Genomic DNA, 25014 nt, shown 5'->3' on the forward strand with positions numbered 1-25014 from the left:
GCATGAAGTCCCTCAAGCTCTCATCCGTCCGGGCGGCCATGGTGCTGGCCGGCGGCGCCGCCGCGCTGCTGCTGGCGGCGGGCACCTCCGTCGCGGCCGGCGCGGACAGCCCCCGTCCGCTCCCCGGCCACCAGGTCAAGGGCCATGAGCACGGCCACCACCGGCACCACGGCCACCGGCACCACCACCACTACCACCACGGCCACCACCGTCTGTCCCACCACTCCGGCTGGTTCCACGAGGGCGGGCGCGAGCACGGCCGCGAGGGGCGCGAGCACGGTCGTGAAGGCCGTGAGCACGGCCGTGAGGGCCGCGACCGCATGGAGCGGGGCCTCGGCGGCGAGCGCGGCATGCGGCACAGCTGACCCGCCCGGCCCCCGGTGAACGGCCACCGCGCGGCGCTCCAACCCCTCCCGGGGCGCCGCGCGGTGGCGTTGTCGTCACCGCCGCCGGGCGGCGCGGTTCAGGTCAGCAGCCCGGTGGCGGTCACCGCGCGCAGCCCGCGCCGCCCGAGCCCGGCCAGCAGCCCCGGCAGCGCCCGTACCGTGCCCTCGTGGCCGAGGTGGAGGCTGACCACCGAGCCGGGGCGCACCTGGCCCAGCACGGTGGAGGTGACCGCCTGCGGCCCCGGGTCGGTCCAGTCGAGGGAGTCGACGTCGTAGGAGAGCACGTGGGGGTAGCCCGCCTTGCGGGCCAGCGAGATCACCAGCGGGGTGGCGTACCGGGCCTGTGAGGGGCGGAACCAGCGCCCGGGGCTTCCGGTGAGCCGGCGCAGCCGGTCGGCGCAGCGGTTGATCTCGGCCGCCGCGGCGTCGGCGGCCATGGTGCACACCGGACCGTGGTTCTGGGTGTGGTTGCCCAGTTCGTGGCCGCCGTCCAGGATCCGGCGGGCGATGCGCGGGTAGGCGTCCAGCCAGCTGCCGACCGCCAGGACGGTGACGTGCGCCCCGGCGTGTTCGGCCGCGGTGAGCAGCGCGGTGGCGAGCGCGGGGTCGCCCTGGCCGTGGAAGGTGAGGGCGACCAGCGGCCGGTCCCGGGGGCCGTGCTCGATCTGGTCGGGCAGGGTGGCCGGCAGCGCGGCGGGCGAGGGGGTGGCGGACGGAGCGGCCGGCCGGGCCGGACGCGGGGTCCCCGGCGCGCAGCCGCCGACCACCGCCCCGGCGGCGACCCCGCCCATCGCGGCCCGCAGCACGCTGCGGCGGTCCACGCTCATCGGCCCGCACCCCCGGTCGGTCGTCCTAGGGAAATCCGGCTGCCCGATCCTTGCCCGCGCCGCCCCCGGGTGCCCCGGCGTGGCGCGGGCATTCACCCGATCGCCGCCGTCCCCGCGGTCCCGCGCCGTTCAACGGCTCGTAAAAGCCTTGCTGTCATGGCTGCGTCACACGGTAGCGTCCGGGCGTGTTGTCAGCTACGCGGAGAAACCGCGCTTCCCTGCTCGCGGTGGCGGTGGCGGTGCTCGTCACCACGCTGCTCGCCGCCTTCACCGCCCCGGCCGGCGCCGTACCGCCCCCCAGGCACCCCACGGAGAGCCGGCCCGTCTACTCCTACGCCGGCGCCGTACGGGAGACCGTCTGGGTCGACACCGGGCTCGACGGCAACCACGACGGCCGCCCCGACCGGGTGGCCGCCGACATCATCCGCCCCGCCGAACCGGCCAGGGCCGGGGTGCGCATCCCGGTGATCATGGACGCCAGCCCCTACTACTCGTGCTGCGGACGCGGCAACGAAAGCCAGCTCAAGACGTACGACAATAGCGGGCGGCCGGTGCAGTTCCCGCTCTACTACGACAACTACTTCGTGCCGCGCGGCTACGCCGTCGTCCTGGTCGACCTGGCCGGCACCAACCGCTCCGACGGCTGCGTGGACGTCGGCGGCCCCTCCGACGTCACCTCCGCCAAGGCCGTCATCGACTGGCTGAACGGCCGCGCCACCGGACACAGCGCCCGCAGCGGCGGCACCACCGTCCGCGCCACCTGGGCCAACGGCTCGGTCGGCATGATCGGCAAGAGCTGGGACGGCACCATCGCCAACGGCGTGGCCGCCACCGGCGTCGCCGGGCTGAAGACCATCGTGCCGATCAGCGCCATCAGCTCCTGGTACGACTACTACTTCGACCAGGGCGCCGCCCTCTACGACGGCGGCCCGGACGAACTCGCGAGCGCCGTCGAGGACTCCGGCGACGCCCGCACCTGCGGCGCCCAGCAGCAGGCGCTGCGCGACGGCGCCCCGCGCGACGGCGACTGGACGGCGCTGTGGCAGCGGCGCGACTACGTGGCCGACGCCGCCAAGGTCCGCGCCAGCGTCTTCGTGGTCCACGGCATGCAGGACCTCAACGTCCGCACCAAGCACTTCGGCCAGTGGTGGGACGCGCTCGCCGCACACGGCGTACCGCGCAAGATCTGGCTCTCCCAGACCGGCCACGTCGACCCGTTCGACTACCGCCGCGCCGCCTGGGTGGAGACCCTGCACCAGTGGTTCGACCACTACCTGCTCGGGGTGGACAACGGCATCGACCGCGCCCCGATGGCCGACGTCGAGCGCACCCCCGACCACTGGACCACCGACGCCCACTGGCCCGCCCCCGGCACCTCGGCCACCACCGTCGCCCTGGCCGCCGGCTCCACCGCGGGGCTGGGCACCCTGTCTGCCACCGGGCCGGCCACCGGCACCGAGACGTACACCGACGACCCGGCCGAGAGCGAGACCGACTGGTCGGCGGCGGCCGACCGGGCCACCGGCGACAAGGTCTCCTTCACCACCGGCGCGCTCCGGCACGACCTGCGGATCTCCGGCGGCGGCAGCGTCACGCTGACCGCCACCCCGTCCACCACCAGCGCCCACCTGTCGGCGGTCCTGGTCGACCTCGGCCCGGCCACCATCCGCGACTACAGCGCGGACGGCGAGGGGATCACCACGCTGACCACCCGTTCCTGCTGGGGCGCGAGCACCGCCGGCGACAGCGCCTGCTTCCTGGACACCGCGGCCGACACCATGAGCACCGGCTACACCGTCTTCAGCCGCGGCTGGGCCGACCTGGGCCACTACGACCCGTCGCTGCACGGCGTGGCGCTCACCCCGGGCACGCCGTACACCATCACGATCAAGCTGGCCGCCACCGACCACGTCGTCCCGGCCGGCCACCGGCTCGCCCTGATCGTCGGCGGCACCGACAAGGGGCTGATCACGGCCCCCGGCAGCACGCCGGACATCACGCTGGACCTGGCGCGCTCCAGCGCCTCGCTGCCGCTGGTCGGCGGTCTGCCCGCGCTGCTGCGGGTGCAGGGCCCGGCCGCCGTGGCGCACGCCGTCCACCCGGCGGGACGGCAGTTGTCCGGGATGCGCCGTCCGGCCCCGGCGTGGCGGGGGGTGGCCGACCGGCTGGGGTGACGTCCGCCTCTGGCCACCGGGCCGGATCCGGGGGAAGGTGGGCGGGGGTGCCGGGGATCTTGGCCCGGTGGCCGCCCCGGCACCGCCGCCACCGTCGTCACCCAGGGGAGATGGAATGGAACACGCAGGCCGGCTCGCCGCGCTCTACCGCGATCTGCACGCCCACCCCGAGCTGTCCTTCGCCGAGCACCGCACCGCCGGCATCGCCGCCCGGCACGCCGAGGCGGCCGGCTGGACGGTGACCCGCGGCGTCGGCCGCACCGGGGTCGTCGCCGAACTGCGCAACGGCCCCGGGCCCACCGTGCTGCTGCGGGCCGACATGGACGCCCTCCCGGTGCGCGAGCGGACCGGCCTGGAGTACGCGTCCACGGTCACCGCCACCGACCCGGACGGCGTGGAGGTGCCGGTGATGCACGCCTGCGGCCACGACGTCCACGTCACCTGCCTGATCGGCGCGGTGGAGGAGCTGACCCGGCAGCGCGACCGGTGGTCGGGGACCGTGCTCGCCGTCTTCCAGCCCGCCGAGGAACGCGGCGGGGGAGCGCGGGCCATGATCGACGACGGCCTCTACGACCGCTTCCCCGTCCCCGACGTCGTCCTCGGCCAGCACGTGTCGCCGATGCCGGCCGGGATGGCGGGGTGCCACCCGGGTCCCGCGTTCGCGGCGGCCGACGTGCTGCGGGTGCGGATGTTCGGCCGCGGCGGCCACGGCTCGCGTCCGGAGACCACGGTGGACCCGGTGGTGATGGCGGCGGCCACCGTGATGCGGCTGCAGACCGTGGTCGCCCGGGAGGTCGCCGCCGCCGACACCGCGGTGGTCACCGTCGGCATGCTGCGGGCCGGCAGCAAGGAGAACGTCATCCCCGACGAGGCCGAACTCGGCATCAGCGTACGGAGTTTCACCGAGCCGGTACGGGCCCGGGTGCTGGAGGCGGTGCACCGGATCGTCCGCGCCGAGGCCGCCGCGGCCGGCGCGCCCAAGGAACCGGAGATCACCACCGACCGCGGTTTCCCGGTGGTGGTCAACGACCCGGACGCCGCCGCCCGTACCGTGGCCGCGCTGCGCGGCGCGCTCGGCGCCGAGCTGGTGATCGACCCCGGACCGGTCAGCGGCAGCGAGGACGTGGGCCACCTGGCCACCGCCGCCGGGGCCCCGCTGTGCTACTGGCTGCTCGGCGGCGCCGACCCCGAGGTGTTCGCCCGGGCCACCGCCGATGGCACCGTCGACCGCGACCTGCCGTCCAACCACTCGCCGCACTTCGCCCCGGTCGTCGAGCCCACGCTGACCACCGGGGTGCGGACGCTGACCACGGCGGCCCGGGAGTGGCTGGACTGACCGGCGTCCCCGGTCAGGTGGCCGAACCGGCCGCCGAGCCGGTGCGCAGCTCTGGCCCCCAGCGGTCCAGCGCCGCCTGGAGGTCCAGCGGGAGCAGCCGCACCGGCTCGTCGGCGCCGGGCCAGTCCTCCCGCGGCACCCGCCACATCACCTCGAACTCGTTGCCGTCCGGGTCCTTGGCGTACAGCGACTTGGACACCAGGTGGTCGGTGGCGCCGACCAGGGCGTCCCGGGCGGTCAGCTCACCCGCGATGGCGGCCAGCTCACCGAGGGTGCCGACCTCCCACGCCAGGTGGTACAGGCCCACCCGGCCGTGCTCCGGGCCGGGCGCCCGGTCGCCGACCGCGAAGAGCCCGAGGTCGTGGTCGTTGCTGGTGTCCGGCGCGCTGAGGAAGACGGCGCGGCCGGGCAGTTCGGTGGCGACCCGGAAGCCGAGCACCTCGGTGTAGAACCGGGCGGCCCGGGACACGTCGCGCACGTAGAGCACCGCGTGGTTCAGACGGCGTACGGGCATGGCGACCTCCTTGTGCGGGGCGGGCGCCGTGCGGTCCGGCGGTGCCGCCGCTTCCACGGTACGCCACACTTACTTGAAACCTCAAGCAACTGGTTCCGGCCGTTCCCGCACCGTCCGTGCCCCGGGCGCGGCCTGCGCGACAAGGCCGCGCCCGCCCCGGCAGAATGCAGGGCACAAGCTCAGCGACGAAGCGGATCGGATTGTGACGACAACGTCTATCGGGACCCCCGGCACGGCCGGGTCCATCGGGCAGCGGATCGCCGACGAACTCGGGGTCCGCGTCAGCCAGGTCGACGCCGCCGTCGGCCTGCTGGACGGCGGGGCGACCGTGCCGTTCATCGCGCGGTACCGCAAGGAGGCCACCGGCGCCCTCGACGACGCGCAACTGCGCACCCTGGAGGAGCGCCTGCGGTACCTGCGCGAGCTGGAGGAGCGGCGCACCGCGGTCCTGGAGTCCGTCGAGGCGCAGGGCAAGCTCGACGACGAGCTGAGGGCGCGCATCCTGGCCGCCGACTCCAAGGCCCGGCTGGAGGACATCTACCTGCCCTTCAAGCCCAAGCGGCGCACCAAGGCGCAGATCGCCCGGGAGGCCGGCCTCGAACCGCTGGCCGACCGGCTCCTCGCCGACCCCGGCCTCGACCCGGCGGGCACCGCGGCCGGCTACGTCGGCGAGGCGGTCGCCGACCCGGCCGCCGCGCTGGAGGGCGCCCGGGCCATCCTGGTCGAACGGTTCGCCGAGGACGCCGACCTCATCGGCACCCTGCGCGAACGCATGTGGACCCAGGGCCGGCTCACCTCCCGGGTACGCGAGGGCAAGGAGGAGGCGGGCGCCAAGTTCGCCGACTACTTCGACTTCGCCGAGCCCTTCGAGAAGCTCCCCTCGCACCGCGTGCTGGCGATGTTCCGCGGCGAGAAGGAGGAGGTGCTCGACCTCACCCTCGACCCCGAGCCGGCCGGCGCGGAGACCGCCGGACCCTCCGGGTACGAACGCGCCGTCGCCGCCAGGTTCGGCATCGCCGACCGGGGCCGCCCCGCCGACGCCTGGCTCACCGAGACCGTTCGCTGGGCCTGGCGCACCCGCATCCTGGTCCACCTCGGCATCGACCTGCGCACCCGGCTGCGCACCGCCGCCGAGGACGAGGCGGTCCGGGTCTTCGCCGCCAACCTGCGCGACCTGCTGCTCGCCGCGCCCGCCGGGGCCCGCGCCACCATGGGGCTCGACCCCGGCTACCGCACCGGCGTGAAGGTCGCGGTCACCGACCCGACCGGCAAGGTGGTGGCCACCGAGACCATCCACCCGCACGTGCCGCGCCGCCGCTGGGACGAGTCGCTGGCGACCCTCGCCGAGCTGTGCGCCGCGCACCGCGTCGAGCTGATCGCCATCGGCAACGGCACCGCCTCCCGCGAGACCGACAAGCTCGCCGCCGAACTGATCAAGCGCCACCCGGAGCTGCCGCTGACCAAGGTGGTGGTCTCCGAGGCCGGCGCCTCGGTCTACTCCGCCTCCGCCTACGCCTCCCAGGAACTGCCGGAGCTGGACGTGTCGTTGCGCGGCGCGGTCTCCATCGCCCGCCGCCTGCAGGACCCGCTGGCCGAACTCGTCAAGATCGACCCCAAGTCCATCGGCGTCGGCCAGTACCAGCACGACCTGTCCGAGACCAAGCTCTCCCGCTCCCTCGACGCGGTCGTCGAGGACTGCGTCAACGGCGTCGGCGTCGACCTCAACACCGCCTCCGCGCCGCTGCTGCGCCGGGTCTCCGGCATCACCGCCACCCTCGCCGACAACATCGTCGCCCACCGCGACGCCAACGGCCCGTTCCGCACCCGTCGGCAGCTCAAGGACGTCGCCCGGCTCGGCCCCAAGGCGTTCGAGCAGTGCGCCGGCTTTCTGCGCATCCCCGGCGGCGACGACCCGCTGGACGCCTCGGCCGTCCACCCCGAGGCGTACCCGCTGGTGCGCCGGATCGCCGCGGCGGCCGGCGGCGACGTCAAGGCGCTGATCGGCGACACCGCCACGCTGCGGACCCTGCGCCCGGCGGACTTCGCCGACGACACCTTCGGCGTCCCCACCGTCAGCGACATCCTGCGCGAGCTGGAGAAGCCCGGCCGCGACCCGCGTCCCGCCTTCCGCACGGCCACCTACAAGGAGGGCGTCGAGGAGATCAAGGACCTCACCCCCGGCATGCTGCTGGAGGGCACCGTCACCAACGTCGCCGCGTTCGGCGCCTTCGTGGACGTCGGCGTCCACCAGGACGGCCTGGTGCACGTCTCGGCGATGTCCAAGTCGTTCGTCAAGGACCCGCGGGACGTGGTCAAGCCGGGCGACGTGGTGCGGGTGAAGGTGCTGGAGGTGGACATCGCGCGCAAGCGGATCGGGCTCACCCTGCGGCTCGACGACGACGTGCCGGCCGCCGGCGCCCCGCGGGAGCCGCGGGGCCGGGGCGAGCAGCGCGGCAAGGGCGGCGGCGGGCGCCGTCCGGCCCCGCCGCGCCAGTCGCGTACCGAACCGCCGGCCGGCGGCGCGCTCGCCGACGCGCTGCGCCGCGCGGGGCTGGTGGGCGGCGACGACCGCCCGCGCGGACGGCGCTGAGGCAGCCGGTGACGAGGCCGGGACGCGATGCCGCGTCCCGGCCTTCGCCGTTGGCGGCCGTTGGCGGCCGGAAGTGGCTACTCGCCGGTACGCGGGTCTTGCGCGCCCCCTCGGCGGTTCCTAACATCGCTGATGTTACATCAGCACTGTCACACTCGACGGTCGTCACGGCGGCCATGGCGATATGGGGGCCCCGCCGGTGGACGCAGCGCGAACTCCCGGCCCGCTCGACGGAGTCCGGGTGGTGGAGCTGGCCGGGATCGGCCCCGGCCCGTTCGCCGGGATGCTCCTGGCCGACCTCGGTGCCGACGTGGTCCGCGTCGACCGGCCCGGCGGCGCGCCCATCGGCATCGACCCCGCCCGCGACGTGACCAACCGCAACAAGCGGTCGGTGGTGGTCGACCTCAAGTCCGCCCACGGCCCCGGCCTCGTACGCGACCTGGCGGCCCGCGCCGACGTGCTCGTCGAAGGCTTCCGGCCCGGCGTCGCCGAACGCCTCGGCGTCGGACCCGACGCCTGCCTGGCCCGCAACCCCCGCCTGGTGTACGGGAGGATGACCGGCTGGGGGCAGCACGGACCGCTCGCCGACCGGGCCGGCCACGACATCGGCTACCTCGCCACCGCCGGCACCCTCGGCATGATCGGCGCCGCCGACGGCCCGCCGGTGCCGCCCGCCAACCTCCTCGGCGACTACGCCGGCGGCTCGCTCTACCTCGTCGTCGGCGTCCTCGCCGCCCTCCACCACGCCCGCGCCACCGGCACCGGACAGGTGGTGGACGCCGCCATCGTGGACGGCGCCGCCCACCTCGGCGCGATGATCTGGGGCATGCTGGCGGCCGGCGCCTGGCAGGACCGGCGCGGCGCCAACCTGCTCGACGGCGGCTGCCCCTACTACGGCGTCTACCCCACCGCGGACGGCGGCCACATGGCCGTCGGCGCCCTGGAACCGCGGTTCTACGCCGAGTTCGCCGCCCTGCTCGGCCTCGGCGACGACGCCCCCGACCGCGCCGACCTCGCCCGCTGGCCCGAACTGCGCGAGCGCATCGCCGACCGCTTCGCCACCCGCACCCGCGAGGAGTGGACCCGCGTCTTCGAGGGCACCGACGCCTGCGTCGCCCCGGTGCTGACGCTGCGGGAGGCCGCCGACCACCCGCACCTGCGCGCCCGGGAGACCTTCACCACCGCCGACGGCACCGTGCAGCCCGCGCCCGCCCCGCGCTTCTCCGCCACCCCCGGCACCCTGCGCCGCCCGCCCGCGTCCCCCGGCGCCCACACCGCCGAGGTGGCCCGCGACTGGGACGTGCCCGGACTCACCGACCTGTAAAGGACCGGCATGCAGCGAGAGTTGTTCACCGCCGAGCACGAGGCGTTCCGCGAGACCGTCCGCACCTTCCTGGCCAAGGAGGTCACCCCGCACCACGCCCGCTGGGAGACCGAGGGCATCGTGGACCGCGCCGCCTGGCGCGCGGCCGGCCGGCAGGGGCTGCTGGGCATCGCCGTCCCCGAGGAGTACGGCGGTGGCGGCACCCCCGACTTCCGGTACGCCGCCGTGCTCGCCGAGGAGTTCGTCAAGGCCGGCGCCTCCGGGCTCGCCGTCGGCCTGCACAACGACATCGTCGGCCCCTACCTGACCTCGCTCGGCACCGAGGAGCAGAAACGCCGCTGGCTGCCCGGGTTCTGCAGTGGCGAGACCATCACCGCCATCGCCATGACCGAACCCGGCGCCGGCTCCGACCTCCAGGCCATCCGCACCACCGCCATCGACGCCGGCGACCACTGGCTGCTGGGCGGGGCCAAGACCTTCATCTCCAACGGCATCCTCGCCGACCTGGTCGTCGTGGTCGCCCGCACCACCGAGGAAGGCGGCGCCAAGGGGCTGAGCCTGCTGGTGGTCGAGCGCGGCATGGCCGGTTTCGAACGGGGCCGCAACCTCGACAAGATCGGCCAGAAGGCGCAGGACACCGCCGAACTGTTCTTCCAGGACGTCCGGGTGCCCAAGGAGAACCTGCTCGGCGAGGAGAACGGTGCCTTCGTCCACCTGATGACCAACCTCGCCCAGGAACGGCTGGCCATCGCCGTCGCCGCCATCGCCGCCGCCGAACACCTGCTGGCGGTGACCACCGAGTACGTCAAGGAACGCGAGGCGTTCGGCCGTCCGCTCGCCCGGCTCCAGCACGTCCGCTTCGAGATCGCCGAGATGGCCACCGAATGCGCGGTCACCCGCACCTTCGTCGACCGCTGCGTCACCGAACACAACAAGGCCGCCCTCGACCCGGTGCACGCCTCCATGGCCAAATGGTGGGCGACCGAACTGCAAAAGCGCGTCGCCGACCGCTGCCTGCAACTCCACGGCGGCTACGGCTACATGACCGAGTTCCCGGTCGCCAAGGCGTTCACCGACGGACGGATCCAGACCATCTACGGCGGCACCACCGAGATCATGAAGGAGATCATCGGCCGCGCGCTGCTGTCCTGACCCGCCAACACCCCTCGAAAGGCATGACGTTGAGCACCGAAGCCTACGTGTACGAGGCCATCCGCACCCCGCGTGGGCGTGGGAAATCCAACGGCGCGCTGCACGGCACCAAACCGGTCGACCTGGTCGTCGGCCTCATCCACGAGATGCTCCGCCGGCTGCCCGGACTCGACCCGGCCGCCGTCGACGACGTCGTCCTCGGCGTGGTGAGCCCCGTCGGCGACCAGGGCAGCGACATCGCCAAGGTGGCCGCGATCGCCGCAGGGCTGCCGGAGACCGTGGCCGGCGTCCAGGAGAACCGGTTCTGCGCCTCCGGCCTGGAAGCGGTCAACCTGGCCGCCGCCAAGGTCCGTTCCGGCTGGGAGGACCTGGTGCTGGCCGGCGGCGTGGAGTCGATGTCCCGGGTGGCCATGGGCTCCGACGGCGGCGCCTGGGCGATGGACCCGATGACCAGCTTCGAGACCGGCTTCGTACCGCAGGGCATCGGCGCCGACCTGATCGCCACCATCGAGGGGTTCACCCGCCGCGACGTGGACACCTTCGCCGCCGAGTCGCAGGCGCGGGCCACCGAGGCGTGGAAGGACGGCCGCTTCGACCGCTCCGTCGTCCCGGTCCGCGACCGCAACGGCCTGACCGTCCTCGACCGCGACGAGCACATCCGCCCCGGCACCACCGCCGACACCCTCGCCGCCCTCAAGCCCTCCTTCGCCCTGATCGGCGAGGCCGGCGGCTTCGACGCGGTGGCGTTGCAGAAGTACCACTGGGTGGAGGCGATCGACCACGTCCACCACGCCGGCAACTCCTCCGGCATCGTGGACGGCGCCGCCCTGGTGGCCATCGGCAACCGCGAGACCGGTGAACGCTACGGCCTGCGCCCGCGCGCCCGGATCGTCTCCGCCGCCGTCTCCGGGGCGGACCCCACCATCATGCTCACCGGCCCCGCGCCCGCCTGCCGCAAGGCGCTCGCCAAGGCGGGGCTCACCATCGACGACATCGACCTGGTGGAGATCAACGAGGCGTTCGCCGCCGTCGTCCTGCGCTTCGTCAAGGACATGGGGCTCACGCTGGACAAGGTCAACGTCAACGGCGGCGCCATCGCCATGGGCCACCCGCTCGGCGCCACCGGCGCCATGCTGCTGGGCACCGTAGTCGACGAACTGGAACGGCGCGACCAGCGGTACGGCCTGGTCACCCTGTGCGTCGGCGGCGGCATGGGGATCGCCACCGTCGTCGAGCGGATCTGACCCGCCCCGCCCCCGCCCACCCCGCCTCACGGAAGACCCACACCATGCCCGAGAGCACCACGATCCGCTGGGAACAGGACGCCGACGGTGTCGTCACCCTCGTCCTCGACGACCCCGGCCAGTCCGCCAACACCATGAACGCGGCCTTCGCCGACTCCCTCGACGCCGTCGTCGGCCGCCTGGAGAGCGAACGCGACACCATCCGGGGCGTCGTCGTCACCTCCGCCAAGAAGACCTTCTTCGCCGGCGGCGACCTGCGCGACCTGATCCGCGCCACCCCCGAGAACGCCGCCGAGGTCTTCGAGGGCGGCATGCGCGTCAAGCGGCTGCTGCGCCGCCTGGAGACGCTCGGCCGGCCGGTCGTCGCCGCCATCAACGGCGCGGCCCTCGGCGGCGGTTACGAGATCGCCCTCGCCTGCCACCACCGCGTCGCCCTCGACGCCCCCGGCAGCCGCATCGGCCTGCCCGAGGTCACCCTCGGCCTGCTGCCCGGCAGCGGCGGCGTGGTCCGCACGGTACGGCTGATGGGGATCGCCGACGCGCTGCTCAAGGTGCTCCTCCAGGGCACCCGGTACACCCCGCGCCGCGCGGTGGAGGCCGGCCTGGTCCACGAACTCGCCGCCACGCCCGAGGAGTTGACGGCCAAGGCCCGCGCCTTCATCGACGCCCACCCCGACGCCCGCCAGCCCTGGGACACCGACGGCTACAAGATCCCCGGCGGCACCCCGGCCCACCCCGCGTTCGCCGCCAACCTCCCCGCCTTCCCGGCCAACCTCAGCAAGCAACTGGGCGGCGCCCCCTACCCCGCGCCCCGCGACATCCTGGCCGCCGCCGTCGAGGGCTCCCAGGTCGACTTCGACACCGCCCAGGTCATCGAGGCCCGCTACTTCACCGAACTGGCCTGCGGACCGATCTCGAAGAACATGATCCAGGCGTTCTTCTTCGACATGCAGGCGGTCAACTCCGGCGCCTCCCGCCCGGCCGGCGTCGAGCCGTCCACCGTCACCAGGGTCGCCGTCCTCGGCGCCGGCATGATGGGCGCCGGCATCGCCTACGCCTGCGCCAAGTCCGGCCTGGACGTGGTCCTCAAGGACGTCACCGCCGAGGCCGCCGAACGCGGCAAGGCGTACTCGGCCACCCTGCTCGACAAGGCGCTCGCCAAGGGGCGCACCACCGAGAGGGAACGCGACGAACTGCTGGCCCGGATCACCCCCACCGCCGACACCGCCGACCTGGCCGGCTGCGACGCGGTGATCGAGGCGGTCTTCGAGGACACCGCCCTCAAGCACAAGGTCTTCCAGGAGATCGAGGGCGTCGTCGCCCCCGACGCGCTGCTGTGCACCAACACCTCCACCCTGCCGATCACCCTGCTCGCCGAGGGCGTCCAACGCCAGGAGGACTTCATCGGCCTGCACTTCTTCTCACCCGTGGACAAGATGCCGCTGGTGGAGATCGTCAAGGGCGAGCGCACCGGACAGACCGCGCTGGCCCGCGCCTTCGACCTGGTCCGCCGGATCCGCAAGACCCCGATCGTGGTCAACGACTCCCGGGGCTTCTTCACCTCCCGCGTCATCGGCCAGTTCATCAACGAGGGCGTCGCCATGGTCGGCGAGGGCGTCGAACCCGCCTCGATCGAGCAGGCCGCCGCCCAGGCCGGCTACCCGGCCAAGGTGCTGACGCTGATGGACGAGCTGACCCTGACCCTGCCGCGCAAGATCCGCAACGAGACCCGGCAGGCCGTCGAGGCGGCCGGCGGCACCTGGACCGCCCACCCCGCCGAGGCCGTCATCGACCGCATGGTCGACGAGTTCGGCCGCACCGGACGCGGCGGCGGCGCCGGCTTCTACGACTACGCCGACGGCCGGCGCACCAGGCTCTGGCCGGGGCTGCGCGAACACTTCACCCGCCCCGACGCCGACGTCCCCTTCACCGACATCAAGGAGCGGATGCTCTTCGCCGAGGCGCTGGACTCGGTGCGCTGCCTGGAGGAGGGCGTGCTGACCTCGGTCGCCGACGCCAACATCGGCTCCATCCTCGGCATCGGCTTCCCCGCCTGGACCGGCGGGGTGCTCCAGTACGTCAACGGCTACGAGGGCGGCCTGCCCGGCTTCGTAGCCCGGGCCAGGGAACTCCAGGCGGCCTACGGCGACCGCTTCGCCCCGCCGCCGCTGCTGCTGGCCAAGGCGGAACGCGGCGAGGTCTTCACCGACGCCCGCTGACCGCTCACCGCCCGGACTGCGCGCCCGGTTCCCCGTCGAACCAGGCGCGCAGCTCCTCCTTGAGCGTCCGCTGGAACGCGGTCACCAACGCCTGCACCACCAGCGGCTGCATGGAGGCCGACAGCGACTTGACCGCCGCGATGTCCTCGGTGGCCGAGGCGTCCCCCACCTCCGCGCGGAACAGCCGGCTCAACTCCCGCGCCGCCGCCCGGGCGTGCTCCAGCACCACCTCCCGCGAGGCCAGCACCGCCTCCAGCGTGATCGGCACGTCCAGCAGCCGCACCCCCAGGTGCAGGATGCCCGGATCGACCCGGAAGACCTCCGCGTCCCCGGTGCGCTCCAGCACCCCCATCGCCGCCAGCCGGTCGACGTCCTCCCCGGTCAGCGCCCGCCCGGTCCGCCGCTCCAGCTGCTCCAAGGTCACCTCGGCGGCGTCCTCCGGCACCCAGGAGGCCACCAGCGCCCGGTGGATCGCCAGGTCGTGCGCGGAGATCCCGGGCGGCAACTGCTCCAGGTAGCGCTCGATGGCCGCCAGCGTCAGCCCCTGGTGCTGCAACTCCTCGATCAGCGCCAGCCGCGCCAGGTGCTCGGGGCCGTAGTGGCCCACCCGGCGCGGACCGAGCTGCGGCGGCGGCAGCAGCCCCTTGGTGCCGTAGAAGCGCACGGTGCGCACGGTCACCCCGGCGCGGGCGGCCAGCTCGTCCACGGTCAGCCGCGTCTGCCCGGTCATCGGCCGCCACTTCCTTCGGTCGTCGCTCGCACGGGCGGCCCGGCGCCCCCGCGGTGCAACAGTATTGCTGTCGCAGCGGAGTTGCGAAACCGACGGCACTACAGCTTGACCAGCACCTGCCCGAGGTCCTTGCGGCGGATGTCGGGCACCCGGGCGCCCTCGGCCGGGTACCCCACCGGGATGACGTAGGCGGCCCGTTCCTCCGGCGGCCGGTCGCAGATCTCGTTGAGGAACCGCATCGGACTGGGGGTGTGGGTCAGCGTCGCCAGCCCCGCCTGGTGCAACGAGGCCAGCAGCAGCCCGACCGCGATCCCCACCGACTCCTTGGTGTAGTACGGGCGCGGGGACCCGGGCCCCTTGTGCACCTCGAAGACCACGATCACCACCGGCGCCCGCTCCAGGAACGGCTTGTGCCAGTCGGTGCCCAGCGGGGCCAGCGCCGCCAGCCACTCCCGCGACGCCCGGCGCGCGTAGAACTCCCGTTCCTCCGCCTCCGCCGCCTCGCGCAACCGCCGCTTGCGCTCCGGATCGGTGACCACCACGAACCGCCACGGCTGCACGTTGGCGCCGCTCGGGGCGGTGGCCGCGGTCCGCACCGCCAGCTCCACCACCTCGTCCGGGACCGGCCGGGTGGCGAAGTCACGCACGGTACGGCGGCGTGCCATCACCTCGTGGAAGGCCCTGCTGCGGGCCGTCGCCTCGTCGGCGGGCACGGTCAGCGGGCGCAACGGCACCGTGGCGGGGACCAAGTCGTCAGCCATGGCCACAGCACAGCACACCACGGGCCCGCGCGGAAGAACGCCTGGAGGCCACCCGTCGCGGGCGCTCACGACCGGGAGAACAGCCCGATCCCCTCCGGCACCGGACGCTCCGCCCCGCCCGACGGGTGGTTGCGCACGGTCACCTGGCCGGTCGCCGGATCCCGGGCCACCAGCGTGGAGGAGCCGCCGCCGTCCAGGTTGACCGCGTCCACCGCGCCGATCTGCCGCATCACACCGGCGAGTTCGGCGATGGACAGCCCCGAGCCGTTCTCCGCGTTGCCGTCGAGCACCAGCAGGTACAGCCGCCGGCCGCGGCCGCCCACCCCGGCAGCCGTACGGGTCGCCGCCGTCACCCGGTCCAGCCCGGACAGCGGCTGCCCGCCCCGCAGCACCGGGAAGCCGCCCACCGCGAACCGCGGCACCGCCCCCGACCGGGCCACCAGCCGCTCGCGCACCGTCACCGGCTGCCCCGGCCGCAACCGCCGCAGCACCGCCGCCCCGCGCTCCCGGCCCACCAGCACCACGGTGTCCCGGCCGATCGCCCCCGACCCCGGCACCGGGGACCCCGAGACCACCCGGCCATGACGCACGACCACCTCGTAACCGTCCTTGCCGCACGGCGCCGCCCGGTCGGAATCCGTACCGCACACCGCGCGCGCCCGGGAGGCCGAACCCCACGCCGAGGTGAACACCCCGACCCCGCCGACCGGCACCGCGTACTGGTTGAAGCCACCGACCCGCACCGTCCCGTACGGCGTCGTCGCCGAGGCCGACAGCGACAACCGGTCCAGCCGCGCCACCCGGTCCGCGCCCACCCCCAGCACGTCCCGCGTCGAGGTGCCCGGCGGCAGCGGCGGACCGAACCGCTGCCCGGCCGGCACCGCCGCCTTCAACGCCACCCCGTCCGAGACCGCAGGCCCCACCGCGGCCCCGGTCGCCTCCACACCCGGGTGCTGCGCCTCACTGATGTCGAAGAAGTCGGCGTTCACCCCGGCCACCGCGTGCAACGCCACCGCCATCCGCGACACCGGCTCCCGCGCCGCCACCGCACCCGGCGTCAACAGCCCGACGGAGACCCGGCGTTCGGTCAGATCGGCGGTGAGCAGATGCCCGTACGCCGTACCGTGCGAGGCCGGCACCGAGAAGGCCCGGTACTCCACCCCGGGGGCGATCACCGACGAGGCGGCCAGCCGCACCGCGACCTCCGCCCGCCCGGCGTCCGCGGCCACCGCCCGGCCCCCGCCCGTCCCCGCCACCAGCGCCCCGCACAACGCCGCCGCCACCAACGCCGCCCCCGCCCGCCATCCGCGTCCGCCCAAGGCCTCCCCCTCACGCTCGACGTACCGCCAACCGACCACCGCATGCCACCACACCCGGCCCGGCACCGGGTGGACGCGGCCTTGCCGCCGCGCGAATTCCCCGTCCTGGACCACCACCCCGGCGCGCTCAGTGGCTGCGCCGGGTCACCAACTCCGCCAGCGCCAGCAGATCACCGGCGGCCGTACCGTCCGGCACCGCGCCCGACAGATGGCCGATGGCCTCGGCCATCCGGTCGCACGCCTGGGTCTGCGCCCAGTCCCGGCCGCCCGCCCGGTCCACCGCGTCGGTGGCCCGCAGCACCTCCTCGGCGGTGAGCGCCCGCTCGACGCGGTACAGACCGGCCAGCTCACGCCCGGCCGGGGTGGCCGACCGCAGCGCCGCCACCACCGGCAGCGACTTCTTGCGGGCCACCAGATCCGCCCCCACCGGCTTGCCGGTCACCGACGGATCGCCCCAGATGCCGATCAGATCGTCGATCAGCTGGAACGCCAGCCCCACCTGCCGGCCGAAGGCGTCCATCGCGTCCGCCACCTCGTCACCGGCGCCCGCGTACAACGCCCCCAGCGCGCAGGCACACCCCAGCAGCGCGCCCGTCTTCGCCTCGGCCATCGCCAGGCACTCCGCCAGCGACACGTCCGGGCGCCGCTCGAAGGCGCAGTCGGCCTGCTGGCCGTCGCACAGCTCGATCACGCACGCCGCCAGCCGGCCCGCGGCCCGGCCGGCCGCCGGATGGCCGTCCTCGGCGAGGAGCCGCAACGCCAGCGCGTGCAGCGCGTCCCCGGCCAGGATCGCGTCGGCCGACCCGAACACCGCCCAGGCGGTGGGACGGTGACGCCGGGTGGGGTCCCGGTCCATCACGTCGTCGTGGAGCAGCGTGAAGTTGTGCACCAGTTCCACCGCGGCGGCGGCGGTCACCGCGGCCCGCGCCGAACCGCCGAGCGCCTGCGCCGCCGCCAGCACCAGCGCCGGACGTATGGCCTTGCCGGACGGCGCCTCGTCCGCCTCCCCGGCGGCGTCCAGCCACCCCAGGTGGTAACCGGCGATCCGGCGCAACGACCCGGGCAGCGAGGCGACCGCCGCCCGCAGCACCGGGTCCACCGCGCACCGGGCCCGGGCGAGGATCTCCGCGGCCTCCTGGCCCTCACGATCGAGCATGAACGTCCCCATGGTCGGCACCCCCGGCCGGCTCGCTACGGTCTGGAAGCGGTACGCGGTACGCGGTCGTGGTGGCTGCCACCGCCCGGCGCGGCCACCACAACCACGGGACCTCAGTCCCGGCGGCCGATCTCCACGTCCTCCAGCACCCCGAGCGCGTCCGGCACCAGCACCGCCGCCGAGTAGTAGGCGCTCACCAGGTAGGAGATGACGGCCTTCTCGTTGATGCCCATGAAACGCACCGAAAGGCTCGGCTCGTACTCGTCCGGCAACCCGGTCTGGTGCAGGCCCACCACGCCCTGGTTGTCCTCGCCGACCCGCAGCACGAAGATGGAACTCGTATTGTCCTCATTGATCGGAATCTTGTTGCAGGGCAGCAGCGGAATACCACGCCAGGACGGCACCGCGTTCCCGTGGAAATCGACACTGCCCGGGTACAGCCCGCGCTTGTTGCATTCCCGGCCGAACGCGGCGATGGCCCTCGGATGCGCCAGCAGATATTGCGAGTTACGGCGCCGACTGATCAGTTCGTCAAGGTCGTCCGGGGTGGGCGGGCCGGAATGGGTGCGGATGCGCTGTGAGAACTCCGCGTTGTGCAGCAGCCCGAACTCCCGGTTGTTGACCAGCTCGTGCTCCTGGCGCTCCCGCAACGCCTCGATGGTGAGCTTGAGCTGGTGCTCGACCTGGTTCATCGGCTGGTTGTACAGATCGGCGACCCGGGTGTGCACCCGCAGCACCGTCTGCGCGACGCTCAGCTCGTACTCCCGCGGCGACGCCTCGTAGTCCACGAACGTGCCCGGCAGTTCGGCCTCGCCGTGGTGGCCCGCGGCGAGCCTGATCTCCGCCTCGCCGTGCCGGTTCTGCGCCTGGCGACGGCCACCGGTGAACGAGGCGACGTGCTCGCGCAAGCCCTCGGCGCGCTCGAGGAGTTCCCGGAACGACTCCCTGGGCAGCATCAGCACCGTGGTGTGGGTGGCCGCGGTCGCGGTGAACTCCCAGACGCGCTCGTGCTCGGTGAGCCCCTCGTCGCCGAAGTGGTCGCCGTCGGCGAGGACGCCGAGCACCGCCGGCTCGCCGAACTTGCCGGTGCCCACCTTGTTGATCCTGCCGTGCGCCACCAGGAAGACCTGGTCGACCGGGCGGCCGAGTTCGGTCAGCGGCTGCCCCGGGGCGAACTCCCGCTGCTCGAACCGCTCGGCCAGCGCGGCGAGAACCGCCGGGTCGTGGAAATCGCGCAGCACCGGCAGCTCACCCAGTTCGTCCGGGATCACCCGCACCTCGGAACCGGTCTGCACGAATTCCACCCGGCCGTTGCCCACGGTGTACGTCAACCGCCGGTTGACCCGGTACGTACCGCCGGAAACCTGCACCCACGGCAGAATACGCAGCAGCCACCGGGAGGTGATGCCCTGCATCTGCGGAGCGGTCTTGGTGGTGGTCGCCAGATTACGCGCGGCGGCCGTGCTCAGCGAAAGCTGCGGCTGCCCGGTTGCGTTGGCTGAACCGTCTGATTCCTCGCCTGATTCGGCGCCGAAGCCCGCGTCGACCGACATCGAGTTCCCTCCCCGGATAACGTCCGGACGCTCCCCGTCCGGTCCGCATTTCATGGTGGTGGCCGACCGGGGGCCTGTCATCACACGGACAGGTGGATTGCCGAGGGGTCCTCGTACGTGAGTACGGTGAACGGGCGGAACGAGCGCGGCGCGGATGGTCAGCCGGGCGGGCCGGTCACCGTCACCGTGGCCGGGCGCAGCAACTGGTCCCCGACCCGGTATCCGGGCCGCAGCACCTCCGCGCAGACCGCCTCCTCGGCGGTGGCGGACGGACGGTGGGCCAGCGCCTCGTGCACCGCCGGGTCGAAACGGTCGCCGGGCTCGCCGAAGGCCTCCAGCCCGAGCGCGGCCAGCTCGGTACCCAGCGCCTCGGCCACCGTGGCGAAGCCGCCGCGGACCTCACCGTGCTCCCGCGCCGACTCCACCGCGTCCAGCACCGGCAGCAGCCCCCGCAGCACATTGGCCACCGCCACCTGCCGCACCGCCAGCCGGTCCCGCCGGGTGCGCTTGCGGAAGTTGTCGTACTCCGCCTTGACCCGCTGGAGGTCCGCGGTGCGCTCGGCGAGCCGGTCGCGCAACTCGGCGGTCTCGGCGCGCAGCCGCCGCACCTCGGAGCCGGCGTGCGCGGACGCCCCGGCACCGCCGCCGGCCGCGCGCTCCGGACGCCGGACCGGGGCGCGCGGCCCGGCGGGTGGGTCCGGCAGCGTGGAGACCGGCACCGGCAGGCTGCCGTGGCGCGTCCCGCCCGGACCCGGGCCGGAGGCGGAGTCCGAGCCGGACGGCGTGCCGGGGGCCCGCGGGTCCTCGCCGTCCGGCGGGGGACCGGGGGAGCGGGGGTCGCGGGGCAGGCTCATGACGACCCCGCCTGCGGTTTGTCGTCGTCGACGATCTCGGCGTCCACCACGTCCTCGCCGCCCTGCTCGCCGCCGGGCTGCCCGCCCGCGCCGCCCGCGGCCGTGCCCTCGGCGCCCTGCTGCGCCTGCGCGTACATCGCCGTACCGATCTTCTGCGCCTGCGCCGCCACCTTCTCGGTGGCCTCCCGGATCGCCGTGGTGTCCTCGCCCTTGAGCTTCTCCTTCAGCTCGGCGACGGCCGCCTCGATCGCGGCCTTGTCGTCCTGCGGCACCTTGTCGGGGTTGTCACGCAGCAGCTTCTCGGTGCTGTAGACGAGCGACTCGGCGTTGTTGCGGGTCTCGGCCGCCTCACGCCGCTTGCGGTCCTCGTCGGCGTGCTGCTCGGCCTCGCGCATCATGCGGTCGATGTCGTCCTTGGGCAGCGCCGAGCCGCCGGTGACCGTCATGCGCTGCTCCTTGCCGGTGCCGAGGTCCTTGGCGGAGACGTGCATGATGCCGTTGGCGTCGATGTCGAAGGCCACCTCGATCTGCGGGACGCCGCGCGGCGCCGGCGGCAGGCCGGTCAGCTCGAACATGCCGAGCTTCTTGTTGTACGCAGCGATCTCCCGCTCTCCTTGGAAGACCTGGATCTGCACCGACGGCTGGTTGTCCTCGGCGGTGGTGAAGATCTCCGAGCGCTTGGTCGGGATCGTGGTGTTGCGCTCGATCAGCTTGGTCATGATGCCGCCCTTGGTCTCGATGCCCAGGGACAGCGGGGTGACGTCGAGCAGCAGGACGTCCTTGACCTCGCCCTTGAGGACACCGGCCTGGAGCGAGGCGCCGATGGCCACGACCTCGTCCGGGTTGACGCCCTTGTGCGGCTCCTTGCCGGTCAGCTCGGTCACCAGCCGGGTCACCGCGGGCATCCGCGTCGAGCCGCCGACCAGGATGACGTGGTCGATGTCGGAGACGTTCAGGTTCGCGTCCTTGACCGCCTGGTGGAACGGCCCCTTGCAGCGCTCCAGCAGATCCGCGGTGAGCTGCTCGAACTGGGCCCGGGTGAGCTTCTCGTCCAGGTGCAGCGGACCCTCGGCGGAGGCGGTGATGTACGGCAGGTTGACATTGGTCTCGGAGGCCGCGGACAGCTCGATCTTGGCGCGCTCGGCGGCCTCGCGCAGCCGCTGCACCGCCATCTTGTCCTTGGTCAGATCGACCCCGTAGGCGTTCTTGAACTGCTGCGCCAGGTGGTCGACGATCCGCTGGTCCCAGTCGTCGCCGCCCAGGTGGGTGTCGCCGTTGGTGGCCTTCACCTCCACCACGCCCTCGCCGATCTCCAGCAGCGACACGTCGAAGGTGCCGCCGCCGAGGTCGAAGACGAGGATGGTCTGGTCGTTCTCCTTGTCCAGCCCGTACGCCAGCGCCGCCGCCGTCGGCTCGTTGATGATCCGCAGCACCTTGAGCCCGGCGATCTCCCCGGCCTCCTTGGTCGCGGTGCGCTGGGCGTCGTTGAAGTACGCCGGGACGGTGATCACCGCGTCGGCGACCTCCTCGCCGAGGTACGACTCCGCGTCCCGCTTCAGCTTCTGGAGCACCCGGGCGGAGATCTCCTGGGCGGTGTACCGCTTGCCGTCCACGTCCCCGGCCTCCGGGAAGTGCCAGCCGGCCTCGCCCATGTGCCGCTTGACCGAACGCGCGGTGCGCTCGACGTTGGTCACCGCCTGCCGCTTGGCCACCTCGCCCACCAGCACCTCGCCGTTCTTGGCGAACGCCACCACGGACGGGGTGGTACGGGCGCCCTCGGTGTTGGTGATGACCGTGGGCTCACCGCCCTCCAGGACGCTGACCACCGAGTTCGTCGTGCCGAGATCGATACCGACCGCTCGTGCCATCTCAGTCTTCCCTCCTGGACACCACGGTCCCCCGGCCCACCGCCGGCCGGCAGTCCCGGATCAGGACAAAACCTCTCAATGACCGGGATAAGTGTCCGATTCCCCCATGTCAAGGCGGGAGCCGCCGTACGGCCCCCGGCGCTCACCCCGCGCCAGCCACCTCTCGACCGTGGCCGGGGAGACCCCGGCGTCCACCGCCAGATCCGTCACCGGCACCCCCGCCCGGTACGCGGCCACCACGGCCTTGCGCAGCCCCGCCACCCGGGCCGCCAGCCCCGCCTCCCGGGCCTCGGCCCCCGCCGCGGTCAGCGCCGGCGCCTCCTCGGCCAGCCACCGCGCCGCCTCCCGCACCGCCAACCGCGCCTCCGCCGCATCCCGCGGCGGCTCCGCGCTCACCGCGGCCTTCGTGGGCTCCGCGGGCCGGACCCGGCCGGCCACGCCTGCCGTAGCACGTCGATCACCGTCACGGCGATCCTCTCGCCGAACACCCGATGCCACCGGTCCCACCCGGCACCGGGTTCCTGCTGCCCAGGCTAACCCTGTAGGGGGCTCAGCCCCGCGCCGCGAAGCGTACGAAGCGGGCCCACTCGTCACGGCCGACGGTGAGGTGGGGGCCGTCCTCGTCCTTGGAGTCCCGGATGTGGACGGCCTGCCCGGTGACGGCCACCTCGACGCAGTTGTCGCCCTCGGTTCCGCTGTAGCTGGACTTGAACCAGCTCAGGTCGGCGATGCCGCTCATAGTGCTCCTCTGATGCGCCTCATCAGGCCCACGGAGTCAAGGGGGTTGTGGGCCTGTGAGCGGAGTGTCGCATATCGCTGATGCAGCACGGCGGCCTCCGTCACATCTGCGATCAGCCGCCCGTTCTTCTGCCCCTCGGAGTAGGCGAGGCGCTTCCCGTCCGGGGTCTCCAGCAAGGCCAGCGGCCCGTCCAGCCCCGCGTGGCACACGATGCTGGTCGGCATGATCTGGATGGTCACGTTGCGCAGTTCGGCGATGTCCAGAAGGTGATCCAACTGCTCGCACGCGACCTCCGCCCCGCCGAGCTGCCGCACGAGGATGTGCTCCTCCATCACGAAGCTGAACGACGTGTTGGGCCTCGCGCGGATGAGCTCCTTGCGCTGCATGCGCGCCGCCACCTGCGCTTCCATCTGTTCGTCGGTCAACGGGGGGACGCTGTTGTGGAAAGCGGCCCGCGCATACCCCTCCGACTGCAACAACCCCGGCACCAGCCGGCACTCGTACGTACACAGGCTCACCGCCACCCGTTCCAGCCGCGCCCACCGGCGGAACCAGGCCGCGAGGCCGGGCTCGCCCCGGGTCAGGTGGCGAGCCGCCTTCCGTAGCGCGCCGGTGTTGCCGAGGGCGTCCTCCGCGCGTTCGACGAAGGACTCATCGGGCATGCGACGGCCCAACTCGACGGATGCCACGGTGTGTTTGGAGAAGCGGACGAGCTCCGCGAACTGGGCGCGGGAGAGACCGGCGTGCTCACGCAGGGCCTGGACGACGGCCCCGAAGGTCCGCAGACTGTCCGAGGGGTCCGGTTCCCGCTCCCAGTCGGCGCTCCCCGCGACGTCGGTGCTGTCGGTCGTCATGCGCGGCCCCTCCCGGTGCTGTGCGTGTTGTCCCGCGATGGACTCACCCAGCGTGACGGACCTACCGTCGTACGGTCCACCGAACGTGCGCGTACGTTGACGCAGCGTACGGACGGGTGGGCGGTGTTGATCACGCAACCAGCCCTTCGAGAACCGCGCTCGCTCAGTTCAGCGATGCCAATGCACCCGCTATCAGAGAACGTGCCGCAGCTCCCCGCGCGGCCCCCTGGGAGAGTCGGTCGAAGGCTCGGGCGTACAGCTCGACCTGGGTGGGCTGTGTGAGGGGCACGGCAGCGTCCAGCGTGTCCGCGTGCACCCTGGTGGTGTCGAAGATCGTGAAGGTGGGCATGGGCCACATGATCCATTGCGTCGAAAACGGGACGATCCCCACGGCGACGTTATGGAGATCCATGACCCCGAGGAGATGACCGAGCTGCGCCGCCATCGTCTCGACGCTGCACGGTCGGTACCGCAACACCGACTCCTCCAGTACGAACGAGAACCGGCGCGCGCCGTTGCTCAGCACCGCGTTGCGCCTCATGCGGGCCGCTACGGCATCGCTCACGTCGTCCGGGGTTTCTCGGAAGTCCGCGATGGACGACAGCAGCGCGGCGGCGTACCCGGGCGTCTGGAGGAATCCGGGGATCACGTCGGAGACGTAGACCCTGAACGCCTTTGTTTGTTGGTACAGGTCGCCCGTGGATTCTTGCAGACGACGGAGACCACTCCGCTGGAGTCGTCTCCACTGCACATGAGCATCGGCGGACTGTCGGTTGGCCGCGATCAAGTCCGGGACCTGGTCATCAGCCGCGCAGGCTCGGCACCACGCTTTGATGTCCGCGTCGGAGGGTGGTGCCTTGGCGTTCTCGATCCGGGACGACTTCGACTCCGACCAACCGCACCTGGCAGCCAGCTCGCGCCCGCTGATCCCCGCGTCCTTCCGGATCTCACGCAGACGGCCGGCCAGCTCTTCGCGGGCCTGCTGAATGTGTGAGGACGGGTGTGTGGGCACGGAGCCGACTTTCGTCAGATCTTGTACAGGTGGTGCGGAATCGCTCGATCCCAGACCGCTTCGAAGGCGGCGGAGCACAGCTTCACCGCTTCCGGGTCCGCCGTGATCTCGTCCTCCACCACCGCGCCGTCCCCCGAGAAGTGGTGCACCCGGAGCAGCGCACCGTCGAACAGCCAGAAGTCGTTCCCCGGCAAGGGGATACTCGTGGCCCGTCGCCGTGGCAACCACCGCACTTCCTCACCCGCCGTGACGTTGGCCTGGGTGACGTAGTGCTCCCAACGGATGTATTCCGAAACGGGCTCGGAGACCACCCGGGCACGGCGGACTGCTACGCCCCGGGCCACGGTGTCCCTGATCAACTGGTCATAGTGTCCCGAGTCGTTAGTTCCCTTGCAGTTGTAG

The 25014-nt window shown here is 73.1% G+C and carries 21 protein-coding genes and 1 pseudogene; 8 read left to right on the forward strand and 14 right to left on the reverse strand.

The window, feature by feature from the left end; genetic code table 11:
* Window positions 1–2: 2 nt before the first annotated feature.
* Window positions 3–365, forward strand: coding sequence for a hypothetical protein (locus tag SCATT_RS38685; protein ID WP_014628610.1), 363 nt, complete (start codon window positions 3–5; stop codon window positions 363–365).
* A gap of 98 nt (window positions 366–463) precedes the next feature.
* Here SCATT_RS38685 and SCATT_RS24085 read toward each other — a convergent pair whose 3' ends face one another.
* Window positions 464–1213 carry a polysaccharide deacetylase family protein gene (locus SCATT_RS24085; RefSeq protein ID WP_014145798.1) on the reverse strand — a complete coding sequence of 250 codons (750 nt, stop codon included), beginning with the start codon at window positions 1211–1213 and terminating at the stop codon, window positions 464–466.
* A gap of 227 nt (window positions 1214–1440) precedes the next feature.
* Here SCATT_RS24085 and SCATT_RS24090 point away from each other — a divergent pair, with 227 nt between their 5' ends.
* On the forward strand, window positions 1441–3387 hold the full coding sequence (locus tag SCATT_RS24090; protein WP_014145799.1) for a Xaa-Pro dipeptidyl-peptidase: 1947 nt from the start codon (window positions 1441–1443) through the stop codon (window positions 3385–3387).
* A gap of 115 nt (window positions 3388–3502) precedes the next feature.
* Window positions 3503–4723 carry an amidohydrolase gene (locus SCATT_RS24095; RefSeq protein ID WP_014145800.1) on the forward strand — a complete coding sequence of 407 codons (1221 nt, stop codon included), beginning with the start codon at window positions 3503–3505 and terminating at the stop codon, window positions 4721–4723.
* Window positions 4724–4736: 13 nt separating this feature from the next.
* Here the strand turns inward: SCATT_RS24095 and SCATT_RS24100 are convergent, their stop codons facing one another.
* Complete coding sequence (locus tag SCATT_RS24100) at window positions 4737–5237, reverse strand: VOC family protein (RefSeq protein ID WP_014145801.1); 501 nt, start codon at window positions 5235–5237, stop codon at window positions 4737–4739.
* A 202-nt stretch (window positions 5238–5439) separates the two neighbouring features.
* On the opposite strand from SCATT_RS24100, the gene SCATT_RS24105 reads away from it, so the two are divergent.
* The 5 genes from SCATT_RS24105 to SCATT_RS24125 all read left to right on the forward strand — a co-directional run bounded on the left by SCATT_RS24105 (window position 5440) and on the right by SCATT_RS24125 (window position 13766).
* Window positions 5440–7827 carry a Tex family protein gene (locus SCATT_RS24105; protein ID WP_014145802.1) on the forward strand — a complete coding sequence of 796 codons (2388 nt, stop codon included), beginning with the start codon at window positions 5440–5442 and terminating at the stop codon, window positions 7825–7827.
* 199 nt (window positions 7828–8026) lie between these two features.
* The gene (locus SCATT_RS24110) at window positions 8027–9151 is read left to right on the forward strand and encodes a CaiB/BaiF CoA transferase family protein (RefSeq protein WP_231905158.1); all 1125 of its coding nucleotides are present in this window, start codon (window positions 8027–8029) and stop codon (window positions 9149–9151) included.
* Window positions 9152–9160: 9 nt separating this feature from the next.
* Window positions 9161–10303, forward strand: a complete 1143-nt coding sequence (locus SCATT_RS24115; protein ID WP_014145804.1) for an acyl-CoA dehydrogenase family protein — start codon at window positions 9161–9163, stop codon at window positions 10301–10303.
* A gap of 29 nt (window positions 10304–10332) precedes the next feature.
* Entirely contained in the window at window positions 10333–11547 is a 1215-nt protein-coding gene (locus tag SCATT_RS24120) for an acetyl-CoA C-acetyltransferase (protein WP_041825206.1), read from the forward strand.
* A gap of 44 nt (window positions 11548–11591) precedes the next feature.
* Window positions 11592–13766 carry a 3-hydroxyacyl-CoA dehydrogenase NAD-binding domain-containing protein gene (locus SCATT_RS24125; RefSeq protein ID WP_014145806.1) on the forward strand — a complete coding sequence of 725 codons (2175 nt, stop codon included), beginning with the start codon at window positions 11592–11594 and terminating at the stop codon, window positions 13764–13766.
* 4 nt (window positions 13767–13770) lie between these two features.
* On the opposite strand, the gene SCATT_RS24130 is transcribed toward SCATT_RS24125, so the two are convergent.
* The 12 genes and pseudogenes from SCATT_RS24130 to SCATT_RS24185 form a co-directional block, all read right to left on the reverse strand.
* Window positions 13771–14496 (reverse strand): MerR family transcriptional regulator, encoded by a 726-nt coding sequence (locus tag SCATT_RS24130; RefSeq protein WP_014145807.1) that lies wholly within the window; start codon window positions 14494–14496, stop codon window positions 13771–13773.
* Window positions 14497–14594: 98 nt separating this feature from the next.
* The gene (locus SCATT_RS24135; RefSeq protein WP_014145808.1) at window positions 14595–15257 is read right to left on the reverse strand and encodes a nitroreductase family protein; all 663 of its coding nucleotides are present in this window, start codon (window positions 15255–15257) and stop codon (window positions 14595–14597) included.
* Window positions 15258–15322: 65 nt separating this feature from the next.
* Complete coding sequence (locus SCATT_RS24140) at window positions 15323–16576, reverse strand: phosphodiester glycosidase family protein (protein ID WP_407696640.1); 1254 nt, start codon at window positions 16574–16576, stop codon at window positions 15323–15325.
* 127 nt (window positions 16577–16703) lie between these two features.
* Window positions 16704–17732: a family 2 encapsulin nanocompartment cargo protein polyprenyl transferase gene (locus SCATT_RS24145; RefSeq protein ID WP_231905159.1), complete on the reverse strand. Its 1029-nt coding sequence runs from the start codon at window positions 17730–17732 to the stop codon at window positions 16704–16706.
* A gap of 113 nt (window positions 17733–17845) precedes the next feature.
* The gene (locus SCATT_RS24150) at window positions 17846–19285 is read right to left on the reverse strand and encodes a family 2B encapsulin nanocompartment shell protein (protein WP_014145811.1); all 1440 of its coding nucleotides are present in this window, start codon (window positions 19283–19285) and stop codon (window positions 17846–17848) included.
* 158 nt (window positions 19286–19443) lie between these two features.
* Window positions 19444–20139, reverse strand: a complete 696-nt coding sequence (gene grpE, locus SCATT_RS24155) for a nucleotide exchange factor GrpE (protein WP_014145812.1) — start codon at window positions 20137–20139, stop codon at window positions 19444–19446.
* On the reverse strand, window positions 20136–22007 hold the full coding sequence (dnaK, locus tag SCATT_RS24160; protein ID WP_014145813.1) for a molecular chaperone DnaK: 1872 nt from the start codon (window positions 22005–22007) through the stop codon (window positions 20136–20138). Before dnaK ends, grpE begins: the two co-directional genes overlap by 4 nt.
* A 75-nt stretch (window positions 22008–22082) precedes the next feature.
* Window positions 22083–22403 (reverse strand): helix-turn-helix domain-containing protein, encoded by a 321-nt coding sequence (locus tag SCATT_RS38140; RefSeq protein ID WP_157894848.1) that lies wholly within the window; start codon window positions 22401–22403, stop codon window positions 22083–22085.
* A 154-nt stretch (window positions 22404–22557) separates the two neighbouring features.
* Window positions 22558–22746: a DUF397 domain-containing protein gene (locus SCATT_RS24170; protein ID WP_014145815.1), complete on the reverse strand. Its 189-nt coding sequence runs from the start codon at window positions 22744–22746 to the stop codon at window positions 22558–22560.
* Window positions 22743–23600 (reverse strand): helix-turn-helix domain-containing protein, encoded by an 858-nt coding sequence (locus SCATT_RS24175; RefSeq protein WP_014145816.1) that lies wholly within the window; start codon window positions 23598–23600, stop codon window positions 22743–22745. The genes SCATT_RS24170 and SCATT_RS24175 overlap by 4 nt, the downstream gene beginning before the upstream one ends.
* Before the next feature lie 163 nt (window positions 23601–23763).
* Window positions 23764–24612 carry a helix-turn-helix domain-containing protein gene (locus tag SCATT_RS24180; protein ID WP_014628616.1) on the reverse strand — a complete coding sequence of 283 codons (849 nt, stop codon included), beginning with the start codon at window positions 24610–24612 and terminating at the stop codon, window positions 23764–23766.
* 14 nt (window positions 24613–24626) lie between these two features.
* Window positions 24627–24980 (reverse strand): annotated as a pseudogene (locus tag SCATT_RS24185) (DUF6879 family protein); the annotation flags it as partial.
* Window positions 24981–25014 lie beyond the last annotated feature (34 nt).

Origin of the sequence: Streptantibioticus cattleyicolor NRRL 8057 = DSM 46488, from assembly GCF_000240165.1 — a bacterium.
Taxonomy (GTDB): Bacteria; Actinomycetota; Actinomycetes; order Streptomycetales; family Streptomycetaceae; genus Streptantibioticus; species Streptantibioticus cattleyicolor.